General features: G+C 63.5%; 19 protein-coding genes and 2 pseudogenes. 6 read left to right on the forward strand and 15 right to left on the reverse strand.

Going from position 1 to position 20,743, the window contains the following annotated elements:
- Positions 1 to 3 precede the first annotated feature (3 nt).
- A complete protein-coding gene (locus tag JQ616_RS10735; protein WP_212014204.1) occupies positions 4 to 2,241 on the forward strand; it encodes a CHASE3 domain-containing protein in 2,238 nt (745 codons plus the stop codon).
- A gap of 165 nt (positions 2,242 to 2,406) precedes the next feature.
- On the opposite strand, the gene JQ616_RS10740 is transcribed toward JQ616_RS10735, so the two are convergent.
- Positions 2,407 to 3,300: a DMT family transporter gene (locus tag JQ616_RS10740; RefSeq protein ID WP_212014206.1), complete on the reverse strand. Its 894-nt coding sequence runs from the start codon at positions 3,298 to 3,300 to the stop codon at positions 2,407 to 2,409.
- 817 nt (positions 3,301 to 4,117) lie between these two features.
- Here JQ616_RS10740 and JQ616_RS10745 point away from each other — a divergent pair.
- The 3 genes and pseudogenes from JQ616_RS10745 to JQ616_RS39885 form a co-directional block, all read left to right on the forward strand.
- A complete protein-coding gene (locus tag JQ616_RS10745) occupies positions 4,118 to 7,894 on the forward strand; it encodes a vitamin B12-dependent ribonucleotide reductase (RefSeq protein WP_212014208.1) in 3,777 nt (1,258 codons plus the stop codon).
- A gap of 113 nt (positions 7,895 to 8,007) precedes the next feature.
- Entirely contained in the window at positions 8,008 to 8,427 is a 420-nt protein-coding gene (locus JQ616_RS39880; RefSeq protein ID WP_212014210.1) for an AAA family ATPase, read from the forward strand.
- A pseudogene (locus tag JQ616_RS39885) lies at positions 8,390 to 8,638 on the forward strand (hypothetical protein); the annotation flags it as partial. The gene JQ616_RS39880 and the pseudogene JQ616_RS39885, both read left to right, overlap by 38 nt.
- 116 nt (positions 8,639 to 8,754) lie before the next feature.
- Here JQ616_RS39885 and JQ616_RS10755 read toward each other — a convergent pair.
- From JQ616_RS10755 to JQ616_RS10780, 6 genes and pseudogenes are all read right to left on the reverse strand, one after another.
- A pseudogene (locus JQ616_RS10755) lies at positions 8,755 to 8,998 on the reverse strand (DUF2312 domain-containing protein).
- A gap of 66 nt (positions 8,999 to 9,064) precedes the next feature.
- Positions 9,065 to 9,772, reverse strand: a complete 708-nt coding sequence (locus JQ616_RS10760) for a L,D-transpeptidase (protein ID WP_212014211.1) — start codon at positions 9,770 to 9,772, stop codon at positions 9,065 to 9,067.
- A 248-nt stretch (positions 9,773 to 10,020) separates the two neighbouring features.
- Complete coding sequence (locus JQ616_RS10765) at positions 10,021 to 10,293, reverse strand: DUF2312 domain-containing protein (protein WP_212014213.1); 273 nt, start codon at positions 10,291 to 10,293, stop codon at positions 10,021 to 10,023.
- A gap of 349 nt (positions 10,294 to 10,642) precedes the next feature.
- The gene (locus JQ616_RS10770) at positions 10,643 to 10,822 is read right to left on the reverse strand and encodes a hypothetical protein (protein ID WP_212014215.1); all 180 of its coding nucleotides are present in this window, start codon (positions 10,820 to 10,822) and stop codon (positions 10,643 to 10,645) included.
- Between the two features lie 22 nt (positions 10,823 to 10,844).
- Positions 10,845 to 11,009 (reverse strand): DUF6471 domain-containing protein, encoded by a 165-nt coding sequence (locus JQ616_RS10775; RefSeq protein WP_212014217.1) that lies wholly within the window; start codon positions 11,007 to 11,009, stop codon positions 10,845 to 10,847.
- A 101-nt stretch (positions 11,010 to 11,110) separates the two neighbouring features.
- Entirely contained in the window at positions 11,111 to 12,235 is a 1,125-nt protein-coding gene (locus JQ616_RS10780) for a metallophosphoesterase (RefSeq protein WP_212014813.1), read from the reverse strand.
- 315 nt (positions 12,236 to 12,550) lie between these two features.
- Here JQ616_RS10780 and JQ616_RS10785 point away from each other — a divergent pair, with 315 nt between their 5' ends.
- Both JQ616_RS10785 and JQ616_RS10790 read left to right on the forward strand, forming a co-directional pair.
- Positions 12,551 to 13,366, forward strand: coding sequence for a hypothetical protein (locus JQ616_RS10785; protein WP_212014219.1), 816 nt, complete (start codon positions 12,551 to 12,553; stop codon positions 13,364 to 13,366).
- 329 nt (positions 13,367 to 13,695) lie between these two features.
- Positions 13,696 to 14,691, forward strand: coding sequence for an LLM class flavin-dependent oxidoreductase (locus JQ616_RS10790; protein WP_212014221.1), 996 nt, complete (start codon positions 13,696 to 13,698; stop codon positions 14,689 to 14,691).
- A gap of 204 nt (positions 14,692 to 14,895) precedes the next feature.
- Here JQ616_RS10790 and panD read toward each other — a convergent pair whose 3' ends face one another.
- The 8 genes from panD to JQ616_RS10830 form a co-directional block, all read right to left on the reverse strand.
- Positions 14,896 to 15,285 (reverse strand): aspartate 1-decarboxylase, encoded by a 390-nt coding sequence (panD, locus tag JQ616_RS10795; protein WP_212014222.1) that lies wholly within the window; start codon positions 15,283 to 15,285, stop codon positions 14,896 to 14,898.
- 217 nt (positions 15,286 to 15,502) lie between these two features.
- On the reverse strand, positions 15,503 to 16,039 hold the full coding sequence (locus JQ616_RS10800) for a GFA family protein (protein WP_212014224.1): 537 nt from the start codon (positions 16,037 to 16,039) through the stop codon (positions 15,503 to 15,505).
- 12 nt (positions 16,040 to 16,051) lie between these two features.
- A complete protein-coding gene (locus JQ616_RS10805) occupies positions 16,052 to 16,360 on the reverse strand; it encodes a hypothetical protein (protein ID WP_249136705.1) in 309 nt (102 codons plus the stop codon).
- A gap of 47 nt (positions 16,361 to 16,407) precedes the next feature.
- Positions 16,408 to 16,704 (reverse strand): putative quinol monooxygenase, encoded by a 297-nt coding sequence (locus JQ616_RS10810; protein ID WP_212014226.1) that lies wholly within the window; start codon positions 16,702 to 16,704, stop codon positions 16,408 to 16,410.
- A gap of 28 nt (positions 16,705 to 16,732) precedes the next feature.
- Complete coding sequence (locus tag JQ616_RS10815) at positions 16,733 to 18,016, reverse strand: cystathionine gamma-synthase family protein (RefSeq protein WP_212014227.1); 1,284 nt, start codon at positions 18,014 to 18,016, stop codon at positions 16,733 to 16,735.
- A 185-nt stretch (positions 18,017 to 18,201) separates the two neighbouring features.
- Positions 18,202 to 18,462: a PepSY domain-containing protein gene (locus tag JQ616_RS10820; RefSeq protein WP_212014228.1), complete on the reverse strand. Its 261-nt coding sequence runs from the start codon at positions 18,460 to 18,462 to the stop codon at positions 18,202 to 18,204.
- A 133-nt stretch (positions 18,463 to 18,595) separates the two neighbouring features.
- A complete protein-coding gene (locus tag JQ616_RS10825) occupies positions 18,596 to 19,318 on the reverse strand; it encodes an ROK family protein (protein WP_212014229.1) in 723 nt (240 codons plus the stop codon).
- A gap of 388 nt (positions 19,319 to 19,706) precedes the next feature.
- Positions 19,707 to 20,645, reverse strand: a complete 939-nt coding sequence (locus tag JQ616_RS10830; protein ID WP_212014230.1) for a LysR family transcriptional regulator — start codon at positions 20,643 to 20,645, stop codon at positions 19,707 to 19,709.
- Between the last annotated feature and the right edge of the window lie 98 nt (positions 20,646 to 20,743).

A 20,743-nucleotide genomic window follows, 5' to 3' on the forward strand; every position in this document is an offset into this window, starting at 1 on the left:
CCGATGGCTTCCCAGCGTCTCATTCTTGGCAGTGGCCTTGCGATCCTCCTTGTCATCAGCGCGGCGTCGATCGGGCTGGATGTCAAGTCGCGCAGCGCGATTGATTCGGTCGACCACACGCTCAAAATCCTCAAATGCATTTCGGATGCGCGGCCGCTGCCGCGCGGCGTCGAGAGCGCGGCGCGCGGCTTCGCGCTGACCGGCGATGCCTCCTTCGCCGACGAATTCCACGACCAGAGCACCGCCCTCACCGCAGCCTTCGACGAACTGACGACCGCGGTGAAGTCGGCTCCGGAGGAAGCCCAGCTGCTCGCCGGCACCAGGGGACAGGTCGAGCGCGCGATTGCGCTCGCCGCCGAACTGATCCGCTTGCGCACCGCGGGCGACACCGCCGGCACTGCGGCGCTGATCTCCGCAGGCGAAGGCCGCGCCCTGACCGACAAGATCGGGTCCGCGCTCGACCGGCTGGTCGCCGAGGAACGCCGCCTGCTCGGGATTCGCACCGACCAGTCGAAGAGCAACAGCCGGCTGCTGCTGGCGATCGACCTCGCCGGCGTCGCGATGATCCTGGCGCTGGCGGTCGCGCTGACGCTGGCGGCCCGGCGCGCCAGCCGCGAATTGCAGGGCGCGCTCAGCGCGACCAAGGCGACCAATCTGTCGCTCGAGGGCAAGGTGGCCGAGCGCACCAAGGATCTCGGCGCCGCCCTGGAAGAGCTCCGCCGCTCCACCTCGGTGATGGAAACCACCTTCCGCACCATGGCGGAGGCGGTGCTGGTGCTCGACGGCGCCGGCACGGTGCTGCTCTCCAATCCGGCGGCCGAGAAGATGCTGCGCTACAAGCCTGGTATGACGGTGCGGCAGCTGCGCGCCATGAGCAACGTGTTCCAGGCCGACGGCGAGACGCCGATGCAGGCCAACGACATGCCCTCGGCCAGGGCGCTGCGCGGCGAGGAATTCGACGGGCTGGAATTCGTCGCCAAGCCGGTGCGCGGCGCGTCGGAGATTCACCTCGTGGTGTCGGGCCGGCCGCTGCGCGACGGCGAGGACGCCATCACCGGCGCCGCGCTGATCTATCACGACATCACCGCCTCGCGCGAAACCGAGCACAAGCTGCAGCAGGCACAGAAGCTCGACGCCATCGGCAAGCTGACCGGCGGCGTCGCGCACGACTTCAACAACATGCTGACCGTCATCACCGGCACCACCGAAACGCTGGTCGACAGCCTGCGCGCCCAGCCGAAGCTGGCGCAGACCGCCGAGCTGATCGACCGCGCCGCCGAGCGCTGCCGCGAGCTGATCCAGCATCTGCTCGCCTTCGCCCGCCGCCAGCCGCTGGAGCCGCGCACCGTCGACATAAACGGCACTGTGGTCGATATCGCGAAACTGCTGCGGCCGACGCTCGGCGAGCAGATCGAGATCAATTCGGTGCTGGCGCCCGATGTCGCCAGCGTCCATATCGATCCGTCGCAGCTTGCGAACTCGCTGCTCAACATGGCGATCAACGCCCGCGACGCGATGCCGAACGGCGGCAAGCTGCTGTTCGAGACCAAGAACATCGTGCTCGACGACGCCTATGCGGCGACCAATCCCGACATCACGCCGGGCCGCTACGTGCTGCTCGCGGTCAGCGACACCGGCACCGGCATGTCGCACGCGGTGCAGGACAAGGTGTTCGAGCCGTTCTTCACCACCAAGGAGGTCGGCAAGGGCTCCGGCCTCGGCATGAGCATGGTGTACGGCTTCGTCAAGCAGTCCGGCGGCCACATCAAGATCTACAGCGAGGAAGGCCACGGCACCACGATCAAGCTCTATCTGCCCCCTGCCCGCGGCCAGGTCGAGGTCGAGCTTGCGGCGCCCGAGCCGGTGCGGCGCGGCAGCGAAATCATCCTGGTGGTGGAAGACGATCAATTGGTGCGCAACTACGTGGTCACGCAACTTGGCGCCCTCGGCTACAAGACCATCGCGGTGCCCGATGCGCGCGCCGCGCTGGCGCTGATCGACAAGGGCGAGAAATTCGACCTGCTGTTCACCGACGTGATCATGCCCGGCGGCATGAACGGCCGCCAGCTCGCCGACGAAGTGAGAAAACGACGGCCCGACCTCAAGGTGCTCTACACCTCCGGCTATACCGAGAATGCGATCGTGCATCACGGTCGCCTCGATGAAGGCGTGCTGCTGCTGGCAAAGCCCTATCGCAAGGCGCAGCTCGCCAGCATGCTACAGCAGGCGCTGGGTGAGTGACGTGACTCTTCCGTCAGCCCCGTCATCCTGAGGTGCGAGCACTTGCGAACCTCGAAGGATGAATCGGCCACCGGCCGGGCCGTGCATCCTTCGAGACGCGCTTCGCGCTCCTCAGGATGACGGGGTTAGGCGCTAACCACCGCATAACGCAGAGCGGGGTGCGAGCTACCGCGTCGCCAGCGCGACGCCGACCAGTGTGAACAGCAATGCCGTGATCTGGGTCGGCCCGAGCGGTTCGTGCAGCGCGACCGCGGAGGCGATCACGCCGATCACCGGCACCGCCATGGTGCCGATCGCGGCGACCGAGGCCGGCAGGCGGGCGAGCGCGGCAAACCAGGCGACATAGGCGACGCAGAACTGGATCACCGTCGAATAGACCAGCAGCCACCAGCCGACCGTCGTGATGCGGTCGAGATGCGTGGTCTCGATCAACAGGCCGATGATCGCGATCGGCACGCAGCCGATACCGATCTGCCAGGCCGCGGCCGGGATCGGCGGCATCACCAGCGGATATTTCTTCGCCAGCACCGTGCCGAGCGCGAAGCCGAACGCGCCGCCGAGCGCCATGATGATTCCCGGCAGCTTCTCCTCGCTCGCGGAAATCCCGTTGCCGCCCATGATCGCGGCGAGCCCCGCGAATGCCATCACCAATGCGATGGTCCGCAGCAGCGTCGGCCGCTCGCCGAGCACCGGCCAGGCCAGGAGCGAGGCCCATACCGGCATGGTGTAGGCGATCAGCGCGGTCTCGCTCGCCGGTAGCCACAAGAGCGCGAGCCCCATCAGCACCATCCAGCCGGTGACGTTGAGCAGCGCATACAGCACGAGCCGTGGCCACAGCCTTGCCTCGACATGCAGGCTCTGGGCGCGGATCAACGCCAGCACCGCCAGCAGCACGGCGCCGATCACCCCGGTGGTGCCGCGCAGGGTCAGCGGCGGCAGCTCGCTAAGCAGGAACTTGGTGGACGGCCAGTTGAACCCCCAGCCCACCGAGGTGATGGCGAGGAACATCAGGCCGGCGGGCGCAAGGCGCGGCCGCGCGGAGTGCTTCGGATCTGTCATGGAACCCGGCAAGGGTGTGAAAAGGAATGTGAGTCGGCCCCACCTTGCCCGCGATTTTGTCGCCCGACCATCACGCCGCTGACATGCCTGATCCGTAGTTTGCCCGTAGCCTTACGTGAGTCCCGAAAATTCAATCCGGGACGGCGAATAAATACTTCGCCTGTGAACAGCGGGGCGAAACTCCAATCCACAGGGCGCAGGAATTTTTTTGGCTTGGGAATCCCTGAGGACTCACCGATAGTTGGCTCGATCACAGGCGCGGCACCGCCCCCTGTTATCCCCCTCCCCTCCACCATATTTAGTGTTTGATTCAGAAACTCGTACTAGTTCTTGACGGGCGTAACGGACATGGCCTAGTTTTCAACCTGTTCGGCGCGAGTGTGTTTGGGTCCCCGCCGGTCGCTCCCACAAGGGTTCCAAAATGACCACTCCGCCAGGCCTTCGGCCGCGGGTGAAGGGCTTGTCTGCCCTGATTTTGGGCCGCGTCGGGAACGACAAACGGGCCGAGAAGGACCCGGAAACAGAGGCCGAAACCGGCCCGCAAAATGCGTACGCGTGCGTGTCGCGTGGATAGCGTTTGGGGCGTTGAATTGCATGACCCGAAGGACCCGACCAGTCGGGCACCCCCAAGGGATTGTGCCGCCGCAGGGCCGGGCCAAACCCGCGCCGAGCGGACGAGGGAACAGGCCGGATCCACCGGCTGAGCTGCGGATGACGGGAGGCGTGCACACGTATTCCCGGAGTTCGCGAACAGACAACATTCCGGCAACCTGCGGGGAAACGCGGGACCGGGCAGAAGAAGTGACGGGGCTCGACCATGCGAATCGAACGACGCAACACCACCAGCGGCGCATCTCCCTATGCCGGGATCAATTTCCGCCTGACCACCTCAGAGATCCGCAATCCGGACGGCTCGGTCGTGTTCCGTGCCGAGAACGTCGAGGTTCCGGAGTTCTGGTCGCAGGTCGCCTCCGACGTGCTGGCGCAGAAGTATTTCCGCAAGGCCGGTGTCGCCGCGCGCCTGAAGAAGGTCGAAGAAGAGACCGTGCCGTCGTGGCTGTGGCGTTCGGTGCCCGACACCGAGGCGCTCGCAGCGCTGCCCGAGAACGAGCGCATCGTCGGTGAGACCAGCGCCAAGCAGGTGTTCGATCGCCTCGCCGGCTGCTGGACCTATTGGGGCTGGAAGGGCGGCTACTTCTCCACGGAAGAAGATGCCCTCGCCTTCTACGACGAACTCCGCTTCCAGCTGGCAAAGCAGATGGTCGCGCCGAACTCGCCGCAATGGTTCAACACCGGCCTGCACTGGGCCTATGGCGTCGATGGTCCCGGCCAGGGCCACTACTACGTGGACTGGAAGACCGGCAAGCTGACCAAGTCGAAGTCGGCCTATGAGCATCCGCAGCCGCATGCCTGCTTCATCCAGGGCGTCGGCGACGACCTCGTCAACGAGGGCGGCATCATGGACCTCTGGGTGCGCGAGGCGCGCCTGTTCAAATATGGCTCCGGCACCGGCTCCAACTTCTCGAGCCTGCGCGGCGAAGGCGAAAAGCTCTCCGGCGGCGGCCGCTCGTCCGGCCTGATGAGCTTCCTCAAGATCGGCGACCGCGCCGCCGGCGCGATCAAGTCGGGCGGCACCACCCGCCGCGCCGCCAAGATGGTCGTGGTCGATGCGGATCACCCTGATATCGAGACCTATATCGACTGGAAGGTGAAGGAGGAGCAGAAGGTCGCAGCCCTCGTCACCGGCTCCAAGATCAACCAGAAGCACCTCAAGGCCGTGATGAAGGCCTGCGTCAACTGCGAAGGCAGCGGCGACGATTGCTTCGATCCCGAGAAGAACCCGGCGCTGCGCCGCGAGATCAAGCTCGCCCGCCGCAACCTGGTGCCCGACAACTACATCAAGCGCGTCATCCAGTTCGCCAAGCAGGGCTACAAGGACATCTCGTTCGACATCTACGACACCGACTGGGATTCCGAGGCGTATCTCACGGTCTCCGGCCAGAACTCCAACAATTCGGTGTCGCTGAAGGATGACTTCCTGCGCGCGGTCGAGACCGACGGCGACTGGAACCTCGTCGGCCGCACCACGAAGAAGGTGACCAAGACGCTGAAGGCCCGCGACCTCTGGGAGAAGATCGGTTACGCCGCTTGGGCATCGGCCGATCCCGGCCTGCACTTCAACACCACGATGAACGACTGGCACACCTGCAAGTCGTCGGGCGACATCCGCGCCTCCAATCCGTGCTCGGAATACATGTTCCTGGACGACACGGCGTGCAACCTCGCCTCCGCCAATCTGCTGACGTTCTACAGCACCACCACCAAACGGTTCGACATCGAGTCCTACGAGCATCTCTGCCGGCTCTGGACCATCGTGCTCGAAATCTCCGTGATGATGGCCCAGTTCCCGTCGAAGGCGATCGCCGAGCTCTCCTATGAATTCCGTACGCTCGGCCTCGGCTTCGCGAACATCGGCGGCCTGCTGATGACCATGGGTCTGCCCTATGACAGCAAGGAAGGCCGTTCGCTCTGCGGCGCGCTGACCGCTGTGATGACCGGCATCTCCTACAAGACCTCGGCGGAGATGGCGGCCGAGCTCGGCACCTTCCCGGGCTACAAGAAGAACGCCAGCCACATGCTGCGCGTGATCCGCAACCACCGCCGCGCCGCCCACGGCAACGCCGGCGGTTACGAGGCGCTCTCGGTCAACCCGGTGCCGCTCGATCACGCTTCGTGCCCGCAGGCCGACATCGTCGCCCATGCCAAGCTGGCCTGGGACGACGCCCTGGCGCTCGGCGAGGTCAACGGCTATCGCAACGCCCAGACCACCGTCGTGGCGCCGACCGGCACCATCGGCCTGGTGATGGATTGCGACACCACCGGCATCGAGCCTGATTTTGCGCTGGTCAAGTTCAAGAAGCTCGCCGGCGGCGGCTACTTCAAGATCATCAACCAGGCGGTGCCCTCGGCGCTGCGCGCGCTCGGTTATCGCGAGAGCGAGATCGCCGAGATCGAGGCCTACGCCGTCGGCCACGGCTCGCTGTCGAATGCGCCCGGGATCAACGCCTCCACCCTCAAGACAAAGGGCTTCACCGATGAAGCCATTGCCAAGGTGGAAAAGGCGCTGCCGACCGCGTTCGACATCAAGTTCGCCTTCAACAAGTGGACCTTCGGCGAGGACTTCATCCGCGACCAGCTCGGCATCGGCGCGGAAGCGATTGCCACGCCCGGCTTCGACCTGCTCCAGGCCGTCGGCTTCACCAAGCGCGAGATCGAAGCCGCCAACGTGCACATCTGCGGCGCGATGACGGTGGAAGGCGCCCCTCACCTCAAGGCCGAGCACTACCCGGTGTTCGACTGCGCCAACCCCTGCGGCAAGATCGGCAAGCGCTATTTGTCGGTCGAGAGCCACATCCGGATGATGGCGGCCTCGCAGCCGTTCATCTCGGGCGCGATCTCCAAGACCATCAACATGCCGAACGACGCCACGGTGGAGGACTGCAAGTCCGCCTACCTGCTGTCGTGGAAGCTGGCGCTGAAGGCCAACGCGCTGTACCGCGACGGCTCGAAGCTGTCGCAGCCGCTGAACTCGCAGCTCATCTCCGACGATGAGGACGAGGACGATGTGGTCGAGGCGCTCTACGAGAAGCCGATGGCTGCGCGTGCCGCCCAGGTCTCGGAGAAGATCGTCGAGAAGCTGGTCGAGCGTATCGTCGTGATGCGCGAGCGCGAGAAGATGCCGGATCGCCGCAAGGGCTACACCCAGAAGGCGGTTGTCGGCGGCCACAAGGTCTATCTCCGCACCGGCGAATATGACGACGGACGGCTCGGCGAGATCTTCATCGACATGCACAAGGAAGGCGCGGCGCTCCGCTCCTTCATCAACAACTTCGCGATCGCGGTGTCGCTCGGTCTGCAATACGGCGTGCCGCTGGAAGAGTATGTCGACGCCTTCACCTTCACCCGCTTCGAGCCCGCGGGTCCGGTGCAGGGCAACGACTCGATCAAGTACGCAACCTCGATCCTCGACTATGTCTTCCGCGAGCTCGCGGTGAGCTACATGTCGCGCTTCGATCTCGCCCACGTCGATCCGAACGAGAGCGGCTTCGACGCGCTCGGCAAGGGCGTCGAGGAAGGCAAGGAGCAGCCGGAAGAGGCGCCGCAGCACCAGGCGACGAAGTATCTGTCGCGCGGCCTCACCCGCTCGCGCACTGACAACCTCGTCATCATGCGCGGCGGCTCGGCCGCGGTAAGCCAGAACGCCGACAACGCCCCTGCCGGCGGCAACCGCGTGACCTCACTGGCCTCGCACGGCGCAACCTCTCGCGGCGCCTCCGACACCGTCGAAGGCGCGGTCGCCCTGAAGCAGGAAGTCAGCCACGATCTCTCGCCGACCGAGAAGCTCGAGGCGCTGAACTGGAGCAAGCCCGGCACCGCCGCAGCCGCCGCCCCGTCCAAGGCGGAGCGTCGCGCCGAAGCCAAGGCCAAGGGCTACGAAGGCGAGATGTGCTCGGAGTGCGGCAACTTCACGCTGGTGCGGAACGGGACCTGCATGAAGTGCGATACTTGCGGAAGCACGACGGGGTGTTCGTGAGGCGCTAGGCGGCGGCGCCTACTTCAAGCCTCGACTCGACTATCGACAAAGGGCGGCCGAATAGGCCGCCCTTTTGGTACAGACCAGGATGCGCACACTTCTCAGAGAAAACGATGCAAATCAGCCAGCTCCGCATTCTAAATTACAAGGGTTTTGGTGACTCTGGTTGGATAAGCATCCCAAAGGGCTTCACTGTAGTCGTTGGGCAGAACAATTCTGGAAAAACCGCGCTCCTCGAAGCATTTCGTCTTTCAGCCCTTCCGACCAAACCGCATCGGTCTTTGGCACGGGAAGAAGGGACCCCACTAGCTCCAATCTCTCGCGTAGAAGTTAAGCTGGATACCACTGGGCCCGAACTTCTACAAAGCATTCTCACCGCTGGGCAGCCGACTTACATACCGTATCCGCCAGGTCAGGTTCAGCCGCCTCGCGAGTATTTAGACGAATTATTTGCTAGGTCGAACCTAACGTTGAATCTGACCGCACAGACGAGACAAGTTCTTCGCTCACCTCGACAAACGATACTTCGCTGATCCACGTTCGATCTATTCGGACTTCCCCTTGAGTGAGACAGCAGTAATTTCCCTCGCAAACTGCGTTATAAGGATAATTTCGGAACATGAGGCAGGACTGAACGACGGGCACAGCTTCGATGTCCGCGAGTTCTACCAGATATCGGTCGACAATATGGTGCGCAATCTGGAAGCTGGACGTAAGGTGAACTTTCCGGGCCAACTCGACTGACCATCAAGCAGGCGTAATCCGCCGTTTCGTGCGCAACAGTCGCGGCGGGTTGCGCTTCGCTAACCCGCCCCTACCCGCTACCTGTTGTCGAAGCGCATGAAAGCGCTTCCCAAACCTCACGCCGCCTTTGCGGTCTTGCCTTCCGCCGGCGCAGTCTCCATGGCGCGCATGTAGAGATCGAGTAGGCTTTCACGCACGTCGCGCTCGTCCTGGTCCTGCTTGCGCAGCTTGATGATCTCCTTGATGATCTTCACGTCGAAGCCTTCGCCCTTGGCCTCCGAGAAGACTTCCTTCTTCTGCTCGCTCAATTCCCCGATTTCAGTGTCAAGGTTTCTCGATCCGCTCGACGAAGGAACGAATTTTCCGCTGCCGCGGTTGCCCCCTTCAGGGCCGAGCCCATACTGACGGACCGACGGCCGACGCCGTCTACGCCGGCAGCACGATCACCTTCGTTTTGACGGGCGTTCGCGAATAGAGGTCGATCATGTCCTGACTGAGGAGGCCGGTGCAGCCGCTCGTGATGCCGTTCCCGATCGTTTCGGGGGCGCTGGTGCTATAGATCGTGTAAAGCGTGTACACGCCATTTTGGTAGAGGTAGAGCACGCGCGCGCCAAGTGGATTGTCGAGGCCTCCCGGCATGCCGCGCGCATATTTGGCCGCCTCCGGCTGGCGCGCGATCATCTCCTTGGGCGGCGTCCAGGTCGGCCATTCGGCCTTGCGTCCGACATAAGCGTCCCCGCTCCAGCGGAATCCATCGCGGCCGACATTGGCGCCATAGCGGGTCGCGTTTCCCTCGCCCTCGATGCGATAGACATAGTATTTGCCGGGATCGACGATGATCGTCCCGGGCGCCTCATCGCTGTCGTACTTCACCGTCTTGCGAAAATATTTCGGATCGACCTTGCTGACGTCGACCGCGGGGATCGGGAATTTCTCGTCGGGCACGGGCCCGTAGAGTTTCGCCGCCTCGGCCATACTCATGTAGTCGGATGCACAACCGGCCAGGCTCAGTGCGGCGAGACCGGCAGCAGAGCCGGCCAGAAACGTCCGGCGGTTGAGAAAGCGCGACCGAGGTCCGGGCATATCGCCCTCGCTCATCGCAGCGGCGTCGGCACTTCCAAGGTCCGTGATCATGGTTTCGGATTTTCCCTTGTCCCGTTATGCGGCCGGAGCAGACTTTGGCATACAGGAGAGGAGATAAGAAAACGTTCTTCGTCATTGTCTGGGGTTGACCAACAGACGGTCTTGTGAATCCGCCCCGAGAACAGTGCAAGAACTTCGGCGGGTTGCGCTTCCGTCTTCGCTCAATGAGCGACGGCAGACAAGTCGCGAACCCGCCCTACTCTGCTGTCTGCTTGTGGAAGCATCACGCTTCCCAAACCTCACGCCGCCTTTGCGGTCTTGCCTTCTGCCGGCGCCGTCTCCATGGCGCGCATGTAGAGATCAAGCAGGCTTTCACGCTCGTCGCGCTCGTCCTGGTCCTGCTTGCGCAGCTTGATGATCTCCTTGAGGATCTTCACGTCGAAACCTTCGCCCTTGGCCTCCGAGAAGACTTCCTTCTTCTGCTCGCTGAGTTCCCCGATTTCAGTGTCAAGGTTCTCGATCCGCTCGACGAAGGAACGAATTTTTCCGCCGGGAATGGTGATGTCGGACATGGTGCCTCCTGCTGAATGAGGTCGCGAAAATGCAAGCAAAGAGATGACCAATGTCTTAAGCATGCGGCATCGCCGCGGCGTCTCAATTGCGGAGATATTTGCGGTATTATGGCGCAAGCGCCACAAGCGGGTTAAGCGGCCTAGTGTCGTGCGGGCGACCCATTTTCAGTCAAAGAGCGACGGTACCTGATGTACGCCGCTATGGGCACAGCAAACGTCAAAAATAGGACGGGTAGACCAAGTCCTATCCAAGCGAAAACCGCCGGGTTCGTACTGCCGAACAGCCACATAACGAATATGATCAACTCGATCACAGCTAGGCCGATCAAACGGCCCTTGATTGCTGTACTCATTTTGCTCCCCGAGGCCGCCGACTGAGGCGACTGGCAATGGCAACAAACAACAGCAGGCCGACAATTTCACCAATCGCAGGGTATAGTCCCTCGGCCAAAATCGCGGCGAGAAAGATCAATATCCCAACGATGGCGATAGAGACGTATCCAGCGATTTCCATCCAGCGCGGGTACATGGCCACAACTCTATGGCCGAGCCTAAATTTCTTCCAGCACCACCTGTTCAAGTTCTAGTGCTGCAACGCACGCAAGAAAGAAGATCGCCGTAAACGATCCCCGCTTGGGCTTCATGGTGATCCCGGCCTCGGTCTCATCCTTGAGGCCATGCTTCTTCAGGCGCTTGACCAAGTCCGCATAGGTCACGTCGGGTAGAGCACAGCGAAACCCATCAATTTTCACCCGCGGCGACAGTGATGGGTTTCCTACGAGTCTGTGATCGCATCACAGCATGCGAAACAAGTCACTCAGGCTTCGCCCGCAACACGCAACGTGATCCGCGTCAATTCAGACGGGCGGCCGAGCCGCAGGGCAAAGCCCGGCCACAGCGCGGTGCCGTTGTTGACGTAGAGCGTCATCCCGTCGACGTCGTAGCGGCCCGAGACGAAGCCGGCATTGGCGCGCGCGGCCAGGCGGTCGATCCCGATGATCAATCCGCCATGGGTGTGCCCCGAGAGTTGCAGGGCGACGCTGAGCCGAGCGGAGTTGCGCGCGTCGGCCGGCTGGTGATCGAGCAGGACGATTGGCGCGCCTTTGGGGACGCCGTCGAGCACCGCGGCAAGGTCGCGGACTGGATGCTTGCGATGGCGCGACGCGCGGTCGGTAATTCCTGCGATCACCAACCGGCCGCCGCCGCGTTCGAGCACGATGTGCCGGTTCTCGAGCGAGCGCAGGCCCAACGTATCGTAGTGCGCCATCCAGCCGTCATAGCCGAAGATATATTCGTGATTGCCCGAGATCACGTAGACGCCGTCGGCGGCCATCAGGTCGGCCAACGGCGCGATGTCGTTGCGTCGCGCATCGATGGTGCCGTCGATCAGGTCGCCGGTGATCGCGATCAGGTCCACGCCGAGCTTGTTCGATCGCGCGACGACCTCGCGCGCCCATGACGCCGGAAACAGCCGGCTGATGTGCAGATCGGTCAGGTGCAGGATGGTGTAGCCGTCGAACTCGCGCGGCAATCCAGGGATGGCGACCTCGACATCGTTCAGCGGCGGAATGCGCATCGCCTGCTGGACGCCGATCGCGGCCGCTGCGGCCGCGATCGCAGCGATCGCGTAGCGAACGCCGTCGGGCGCGCCGACGAAGCCGCCATGGATCACCGCAGCGATGATCAGTCCGGCATCGAGCGCCATCTGCAACAGCGCCAGCAGCATGACCGCGCCGAACGCCCAGTTGAACAGCGCGACCACCGGACGCGGAAACTCCGGCGAGAATTCCGATCCCGACGACAGCCTGTTCCAGCGGTGAAACTGCAAGGCGACCAGCACCAGCACCGCGGCGACGATCTTGGCCGGGAGCGGCCAGTCGAGCGGCCAGATGAAGCGGGCCAGGATCAGGAGACTGGTCAGGCCGAAGATGAGTTGGGGAATGGGTTCGCTCCGGATCGGATCGGTGGGCTGCGCGGTCGGCGCCCAGCGAAGGTAGGGTGGATCTGCCGTGGGCGTAAGCGGCCACCATGCGCACATTTTCGGCAAGTTGCGTTTCGCTGCGACGCGCTGCGCGCTAGCTGCTTTGCGGCGGAGCACGGCTGACGGCGCCGAAGCCGTGCCCCGCGAGGCCGAAGACTCTTGGTGGCGGCCCAGGCACCTCCTCCATCGCCAGCCGCTCCCTTAGAAATAGAACTTGAACATCGCTCATTTTTATGATCAGTTATTGAACATTGTTCATTTTTGATGGAGCCGGCGATGCAAACGACCTTCCGGATGGACGGATTGACGGGGTCCGATCGGCCCGTGAAGCCGTGGATGAAGTACACCCCGACGCTGATCACGCTCGGCATCATTGCGGCGTTCGCGGTGCACGGGCGAATTGCGCAGCCGGCCCACTACAATGATTTCGCCGATCACTCGGCTCTGTTCGGCATCCCCCACGCAGGCGATGTGCTGTCCAACGCCGGCTTCGCCCTGGTCGCGATCTGGGGCTGGCTGGCGCTCTGGCCCCGGCGCAACAGCGCTCAGCTCCGCGCCGGGTGGCCGGGCTATCGCCTGTTCCTGATCGGCCTGTTCCTGACCGCGTTCGGGTCCGCCTATTTTCACCTCGCCCCCGGCAATGGCCGGCTGACCTGGGACATGCTGCCGATCGCGCTCGCCGGCGCGGGCTTGCTCGTCGGCGTCCGCGGCGACACCCGGCCGGGATCGAGGACGAACATCGAAGCGATCGCGCTCGCGCTGTTCGCCGTGGCCGGCGTCGCATGCTGGGTCTTTACCGATAGCCATGGTGCGGGCGACCTGCGGCCGTATCTGCTGTTGCAGGTGCTGCCGCTGATCCTGATCCCACTCTGGCAGGCGATCGATCGCGCGCCGCGCACCGAGCGCCTCGCCTTCGCCGCCGCGATGGCGCTGTATGTCGTGGCCAAGCTCGCCGAGGTGCTCGACCATCAGATGGCAAACACGCTTGGCTCCGTCAGCGGACACACCTTGAAGCATCTGATCGCGACGGCAGCCACGGCCGCGATCGTCTGGGGGCTGACGCGACGAGTCTCAAACTGTAGGGCGGATTAGAAGCGATGCCCGTCGCTTGCTCACCAAGGTCACACCTACGAACTGCACAATTTCGGAATAATGGAAAAATACCGCCGAGTTGCCCGACGCGTCAAGTCGCTTTTTCCGGGGATCCCCACGGCCACAGCTACTGTGCATGGGGTTGTTTTTCGATATTTTTGGATTCGCAGCACTGCGTCGTCGGTTCGGCGCGTTCCCGCGGTCGGCGGATTGACCCACACGGCGACCGTATCCATATGCATCTGCATGAACCGGCCGCCGCGCCGTTTCGCCCCACCTGGACACAGCCAAATACCACCGGCTCCCGTCCCCAACGCTCCGGAGCCGCCGTGGCCGCCCTCTCCATTCTCGATCTCGTCCGCGTCACCCAAGAGACCGACGCGCGCGGCGCGCTCTACAATGCGCGCGATGTGGCCCGCCATGCCGAGGCGCTGGGCTATCGCCGCATCTGGGTGGCGGAGCACCACAACATGGCCGGCATTGCGAGCGCCGCAACGTCGGTCGTGATCGGGCATATCGCGGCGGGCACCACCACCATCCGCGTCGGCGCCGGCGGCATCATGTTGCCGAACCACGCGCCTTACGTGATCGCCGAGCAGTTCGGCACGCTGGCGCGACTGTTTCCGGACCGCATCGACCTCGGCCTCGGCCGCGCGCCGGGCACCGATCAGCTGACGCTGCGCGCACTCCGCCGCACGCCTGAATCCGCCGAGAACTTTCCGCAGGACGTGCTCGAGGTGCAGGCCTTCCTCGCCGCTGCCGGTCCGAACCAGCGCATCCAGGCGGTGCCGGCCGCCGGCACCGACGTGCCGCTGTGGATTCTCGGCTCGAGCAATTTCGGCGCGATGCTGGCCGGCGAGCTCGGCCTGCCCTACGCCTTCGCCTCGCATTTCGCGCCCGAGCTGTTGAACCAGGCGCTGCAGATCTATCGCGCGCGCTTCAAGCCGTCCGAGCAGCTCGCGCAGCCCTACACCATGGTCGGCGTCAACATCGTCGCCGCCGACACCGACGCGGAAGCGCGGCGGCTTGCGACCACGCAGCAGATGTCGTTCACCAACATCTTCCGCGGCGCGCGCGGCCTGAGCCAGCCGCCGATCGACGACATCGAGACCTATTGGTCGCCGTCGGAGAAAGTCCAGGCGATGCGGATGCTGGAGCGCACCATCATCGGCTCGCCCGAGACGGTGCGTGCCGGCATCGATGCGCTGGTCGCCGAGACCGGCGCTGACGAGCTGATGATCGTCTCCGACGTCTACGATCACCAGAAGCGGCTACGGTCGTTCGAGCTGATCGCCAAGGCCGGTGGGATCGTGCCGCAGATTTAGCAGCATGTCGTATGCGTGAAGCTACGCTCCACCGGATCCTGCACTGTTGGCCGCGCCTCGCTGCGCACTCGCAGGCCCGCAGACCGCTTTGTTCCCCCTCCGACTCTACTTTGTTCGCGAAGAACGAATCGGAATCGCACAAATCGGGGCGCACACTTTCCTAACAACGCGTTGCTTTGCGCGATGTCATGGCCGGCTGACGGCTTACGCCTCCGCGAAAGCTTTCGCGGATGATGCACCGGTCTTTGCGATCTGCCGGTTCTTGTCGTCGACCATCACGATCCGCGGATGAAATTTGCGCGCCTCATCGGCGTCGAAGCCGGCGTAGGCCACGATGATGACCTTGTCGCCCGCCATTACGAGCCGCGCGGCCGCGCCGTTGAGGCCGATGATGCCAGATCCCGCGGGCGCCTCGATCACGTAAGTCGAGAAGCGCGCACCGGTGTCGATGTTATAGATGTCGACGCGTTCATTGATCAGGAAGCCGGCGGCCTCGATCAAATTGCGGTCGATCGAGATCGAACCCTCGTAGTGCAAGTCCGCTTCGGTGACGTGCGCGCGATGAATCTTGCCCTTCATCAAGGTCACTTGCATCGAGTCCATCCCGTATCGTTGCGTTGGAATTTTCCGCGCCGCCAATAATGGCACGCCGTCTCCGCGTCAACGTCCTCACGGGCGCGCGCCCGCTTCGATCTTGTCTTGCCGCGGTGGGTTTGTGCTGAAATCGCCGATTACTTTGGTCAGCAATTACTCCGTGTCGACTGAATCCCAGAATGAATCCCTTGCGATGAAGCCTTTCCGGAGCAGGCTATTATTTGTGACCCTGCGGCACCCCCTCAATGCCCGGCCGCCGGAATCCCATCGCCAGCCACGCCCCGAGCAGCTTCAGCACGAACTTGCCGGAGTGGCCCGGATAGTTGGCGATATCATCAGGCAGGATCGTGCCCGCGGGCCGCTCGGCCGTCATCATCCGCATGGTTGCCGGCCCGATGCCGTTACCCAGGCGGTCGCGATAGACCGTGAGCCAATGCCCCTTGGTGAAGTCGAGGAACATGGCGGTCTCGCAACAGCGCGCCACCATCCGCCGCGTCGGCGACTCCGGCTTCAGCCGCCGCGCCTCGAGCAGCTCGCCGCCTTTGATGCAGCGGACGCGATCCTTGCGATAGAGCACGTAGTCGGTGCCGCCGTCGTCGGCCAGGACGGCATCCGCGCCGGACACCGCCTGATGCCGGCGCCCCGCTTCCTGGCAGCTCGCGCAATAGCAGATGCCGCGCAGGATTGGAGGCCCGGTGGTCTCGAGCTCCACCTTGCCGCAGCGACATGCTGCCGAGGCGCGTTCGCCAGTCATGTCAGATCGCCTTCATTGAATGCCAAACTCCGGCCGAAGCTGAACCAGCAATCGGGCCACCTCCTTGCTCTTTTCGGCAAGGCGTCCGCGATCGGTCAACCCCATATGCTCGGTGGCGATCTTGAAAAGATAGAGCGCGATTGCGTTCGCGGATGCGCCATCATCCATCAGCATAACGTAAGCCTTGTCCGCGTAGCTGTCGTATTCATTAGCAGCCTTTGGAATGCCGTAAACCCCAATGGGGTCCCAGTCGCGAAGCAGGATTTCCCGCACGCGTGCGCGATTCTCGCGTGATTGGTATTTGTTCCGCCCGTGAGCCATTTTGGACACCGCCGGTTGTCCTTGTTGGTGCCCGAGAGCGGACGCGCTTACTTGCTGGCGATCTCGGTCGCCGACACCAATACCACATCGCCATCGATGATCGGCTTCGCAATGTCGAAGAACCGCGCCACGGCTTGCGAATTGTTGTGCCGGTCCATGGCGGCCTGATCGAGGTATCGCTCATAGGTCGCGAACACGCAGGGATCGGCGGCATCCTGCGACACGTAATAGCCGGCGGTAGACGGCTCGTTGGCCCGGACATGCTCGACGACGTCGAGCAATGCCTGACGCATCGCCGCCTCATGGCCCTTCTTCGCGCGGATGACCGCCGTGATCGTCAACATGCTTCTTCTCCTGCCCTGCTCATCCCGTTCACACCCTGCTCAACGCCTGCGCGATATCGGCGACCAGATCGGACGGATGCTCGATCCCGATCGAGAGCCGGATCGTCGTATCGAGCACGCCGATCTTCTTGCGGATATCGGCGGGCACACCGGAATGCGTCATCGTCGCCGGCAGGCTCGCCAGCGACTCGGTGCCGCCGAGGCTCACCGCGAGCTTGAAGATCTGCAGGCTGTTGAGGAATTTCTCCGCGGCCGGCTGCCCGCCCACGATGTCGAACGAGAAGGTCGAGCCGGCACCGCTACTTTGGCCGGCGAACACGCGCCCCGCTGCTGACGCCGGGTCGTGATGGCCGAGATAATGCACCTGCGCCACCTTGGGATGGTCGCGCAGATAGTCGGCGACGATCCGCGCATTGCGGTCGGCCTTTTCCATGCGCAGGCTCAGCGTTTCCAGCGAGCGGCTGATCATCCAGCACGAATGCGGATCGAGCTGGGTGCCGATCGCGCCGCGCAGCGCCTTGACGTCCTTCATCAGCTTCTTCGAGCCGAGCGCCGCGCCCGCGATCAGATCGGAATGACCGCCGACATACTTGGTCAGCGAGTACAGCGACAGATCGGCGCCGTGCTCGATCGGCCGCTGAAACACCGGCCCGAGCAGCGTGTTGTCGCAGGCAATGATCGGCGTGAAGCCCTGCGCCTTGCCGATCATGTCGGCGACGCGTCTTGTCAGCGCGATATCGACCAGGCCGTTGGTCGGATTGGCCGGCGTCTCGATGAAGATCATGGCAACGCGGCCCTTCTTCATCGCCTCGTCGGCAGCGGCCTTGACCACCCCCTCGTCGAGGCCGTCGGCAAAGCCCACGGCTTGAATCGAGAATGCCGCCAGCGTTTTGGTGAACAGCGTCTCGGTGCCGCCATAGAGCGGCTGCGAATGCAGGATCACTTCGCCGGGCCTCGCGAACGCCAGCACCGTGGTCGAGATCGCCGACATGCCCGAGGAGAACAGCGCGCAGCTTTCGGTGCGCTCATAGATCGCAAGCCGATCCTCGACGATCTCGCTGTTCGGATGATTGAAGCGCGAATAGACCAGCCCCGCGCCCATGCCTTCCGGAGGCTCGCGGCGGCCCGCGACGAAATCGAAAAAATCCTTGCCGTCCTCGGCGGTGCGGAACACGAAGGTCGAAGTCAAGAACACCGGCGGCTTGACCGCGCCCTCCGACAATTGCGGATCGTAGCCGTAGTTCAGCATCTGGGTTTCCGGATGCAGCAGGTGGTTGCCGATGTGGGTTTTGGATGGAAACGGTTTGGTCATGGCCGGTCTCCTTGTCGCGGGACCGCCGCAGCTCGCAGCAGATTCCCGGAATCTGCCGCCAGCATACCCCACCTTTGTGGCGTTCGGCCAAAGCACGGCATCGAACAGTTCTGGATAACGAACGGCCGGCGAGCGCCCTGCGCCGCCGGCCGTCCATCAAATCTCACGCGTTGGTGACGCCGCCGCTACCAGCTGCGATCGACATTGCGCACCTCGCCGGTGCGCGCGTCGACATCGACCTGCATCCAGCGGCCGAGCCGGTCGCGGCCCTCGACCTCCCATTCGTCGCCGAGGAACTGGGTGTTGGACACCGTTACGACGCCGATGCTGGTCGCGACGTCGAGCGCCGCCTCCATCGAGATCTGGCTGCCGGAATCATAGGCCATCGCCGGCGTCGCAACGCCGATCGCCAGGGCCGCGATCGCGGGAATAATCAAGCTTCGCATGGTTCACTCCTCATGGAACGGGATGTCATGCCGCATAAAACGAGCGGCGCACCCGATCAGTTCCAGGAACAGCAACGACGGAACAGCGCGAAACTTCGGCAGCTGCGGCAATTTGGTGGCAGTTCCAGTTTCATCAATGCGCGCCGCGCGGCTTGCGCGTCACCTTCTTCCACAACCGGAAGCCGCCCTCGAATGCGTTGGCGTTGTCGCCGAACCGCACCTTCGGCGGCGGGTTGTCGACCTTGTCGGCATTGCCGCCGCCGAGCACGATGTAGTCCGGCTCCAACGCGGCCGACAGCCGCGCGATGACGTCGTCGACGCTCTTGCGCCATTTCTTCCGTCCGCGCCGCTCGAGGCCGGCTGCGCCGACATAATCCTCGAACGTTGCGTCCTTGCGGTACGGCAAATGGCCGAGCTCCATCGGCTCGAAGATGCCCTCCACGATCATCGCGGAGCCAAGCCCGGTGCCGAGGCCGAGAAACAGCATCCGCCCGCCCTGATAGCTGCCGATCGCCTGCATCAGCGCATCGTTGACGACCTTCACCGGTCGGCCGAACGCGCTGTGGAAATCGAAGCCGGCCCAGCCGCGGCCGAGATTGTGCGGCTCCGTCAGCGGACGGTTGTGAACGACCGGTCCGGGATAGCCGATCGAGATCACGTCATAAGACCAGTCCCTGGTCAGCGCCTTGACCTGCCGCACCATCTCGACGGCCGACAACTTCGGACCCGACTCGAATTCGCGCTTGATGCGCTCCTTGTCGGTCATCACCTTCACATGCGTGCCGCCGACGTCGATCGCCAGCACGATCCGGCGCGATGCCGGCTTCTTTGTTGTCCTGGTTGCCTTCTTGACCATCGATCCGCTCTTTCTCTTGCGGACCGAGTGGAGCAGAGAAACGCATTGCGCGCCACAGCGCCGTTCTGCATCTGACTCCAATTTGTTCGCAAGGAACGAATCGGAATCGAGGAAATCGGCGCGACTCAAGCGTTAATAACATCCATGCGCAGGCTGCGTCCGGGCGATCGATGTTGTACCATCGTGGGATTATTGCGCTCGATGCGGAGTATCGTCGAGCCCGTCGCACATGTTGCATGCGCCGACCTCTCTGACTGCACGACCGCCGCCATCACAATCGCGTTCTCCGTTCGACTCCATTTCGTTCGCGAAGAACGAATCGGAATCGAAAAATCGGTATGAAGCGATTCTTAACAACAGGTTTGCGCGAGTTGACACAACGACCGGTTCAACGCCCGCGCTTGGCGCGGAGCCGTTTTCTACCCCGTCCAGCACTTCGATTGAGCCGCCAGCCCTCGAGATGAAGCCAAAGCGCTTCCGCGACGGGTCCGTGCGCATGCTGGCGATGGCGCACTGCCGCCAGGTCTTCCTCGCGACCCGGAAAATTCGCGCCCGCAATGCTGATCAGCGTGCCGTCCCGGAGTTCGTCCTCGATCAGCCATTCCGGCAGATGGCCCCAGGCGAGACGATGCAGGATCAGCTCCTTCTTCATCGCCTGGTCGGGCACCGTGCACTGATGCGCACCGTCGATCAGGAAGAAGTTTTCTGATGATGATCGCCGCGCGGTGTCGCGGATCACGCATTGCGTGAACGGGCGCATCTGCTCCGGCGTAATCTTCTTCGTCCACGCGAACGGCAGAAAGCCGGGAGCGACAACCGGCACCATGGCCGTGGTCGACAGCTTGATCTGGTCGAAGCGCGGATCCGACGGGTCCGCGCGATGAAACACCAGGTCGGCCCCTCCCTCGATCAGGCGCTCGAGCGGTCCGCCGACGGCCTCATATTCCAGGTGCAGGCGCGTGTTGGGATATTTGGCAAAGAACCCCGAGAGCATTTGCAGCACCGGCGGCCGTGGGCAGAGGTCGCCAATCACGACACGCAGGGCGACCTCTTCGCCGCTGACCAGCTGCTCGGCATAGGTCTGCAGCAGGTCGAATTCGCGCAGCGTCAGCCGCGCCCGCTCATGAAACGTCCGCCCGGCATCCGTCAGCCCGACGCGGTATCCGCTGCGATCGAACAGCGTGAGGCCGAGCTGTTGTTCGAGACGGGCAACCGCCGCGAACACCGACGGATGCGAGCGGTTCAGCGCGGTGCCGGCGGCCTGAAAGCTTCCTTTCGTGGCGACAGCGTCGAAGCAGCGCAGATCGTGGAGCTTGATGTGGTCCATTGTCCATAATTCCTACAGAGACTGATCAATCTTAGTAATTTCTGTTCCGGAGGGCGAGTCCTAGCCTGGTGTGATGCGAAGCCCGCGGCTTCCAACGG

The organism is Bradyrhizobium tropiciagri (assembly GCF_018130545.1).
GTDB classification, from domain to species: Bacteria; Pseudomonadota; Alphaproteobacteria; order Rhizobiales; family Xanthobacteraceae; genus Bradyrhizobium; species Bradyrhizobium tropiciagri_A.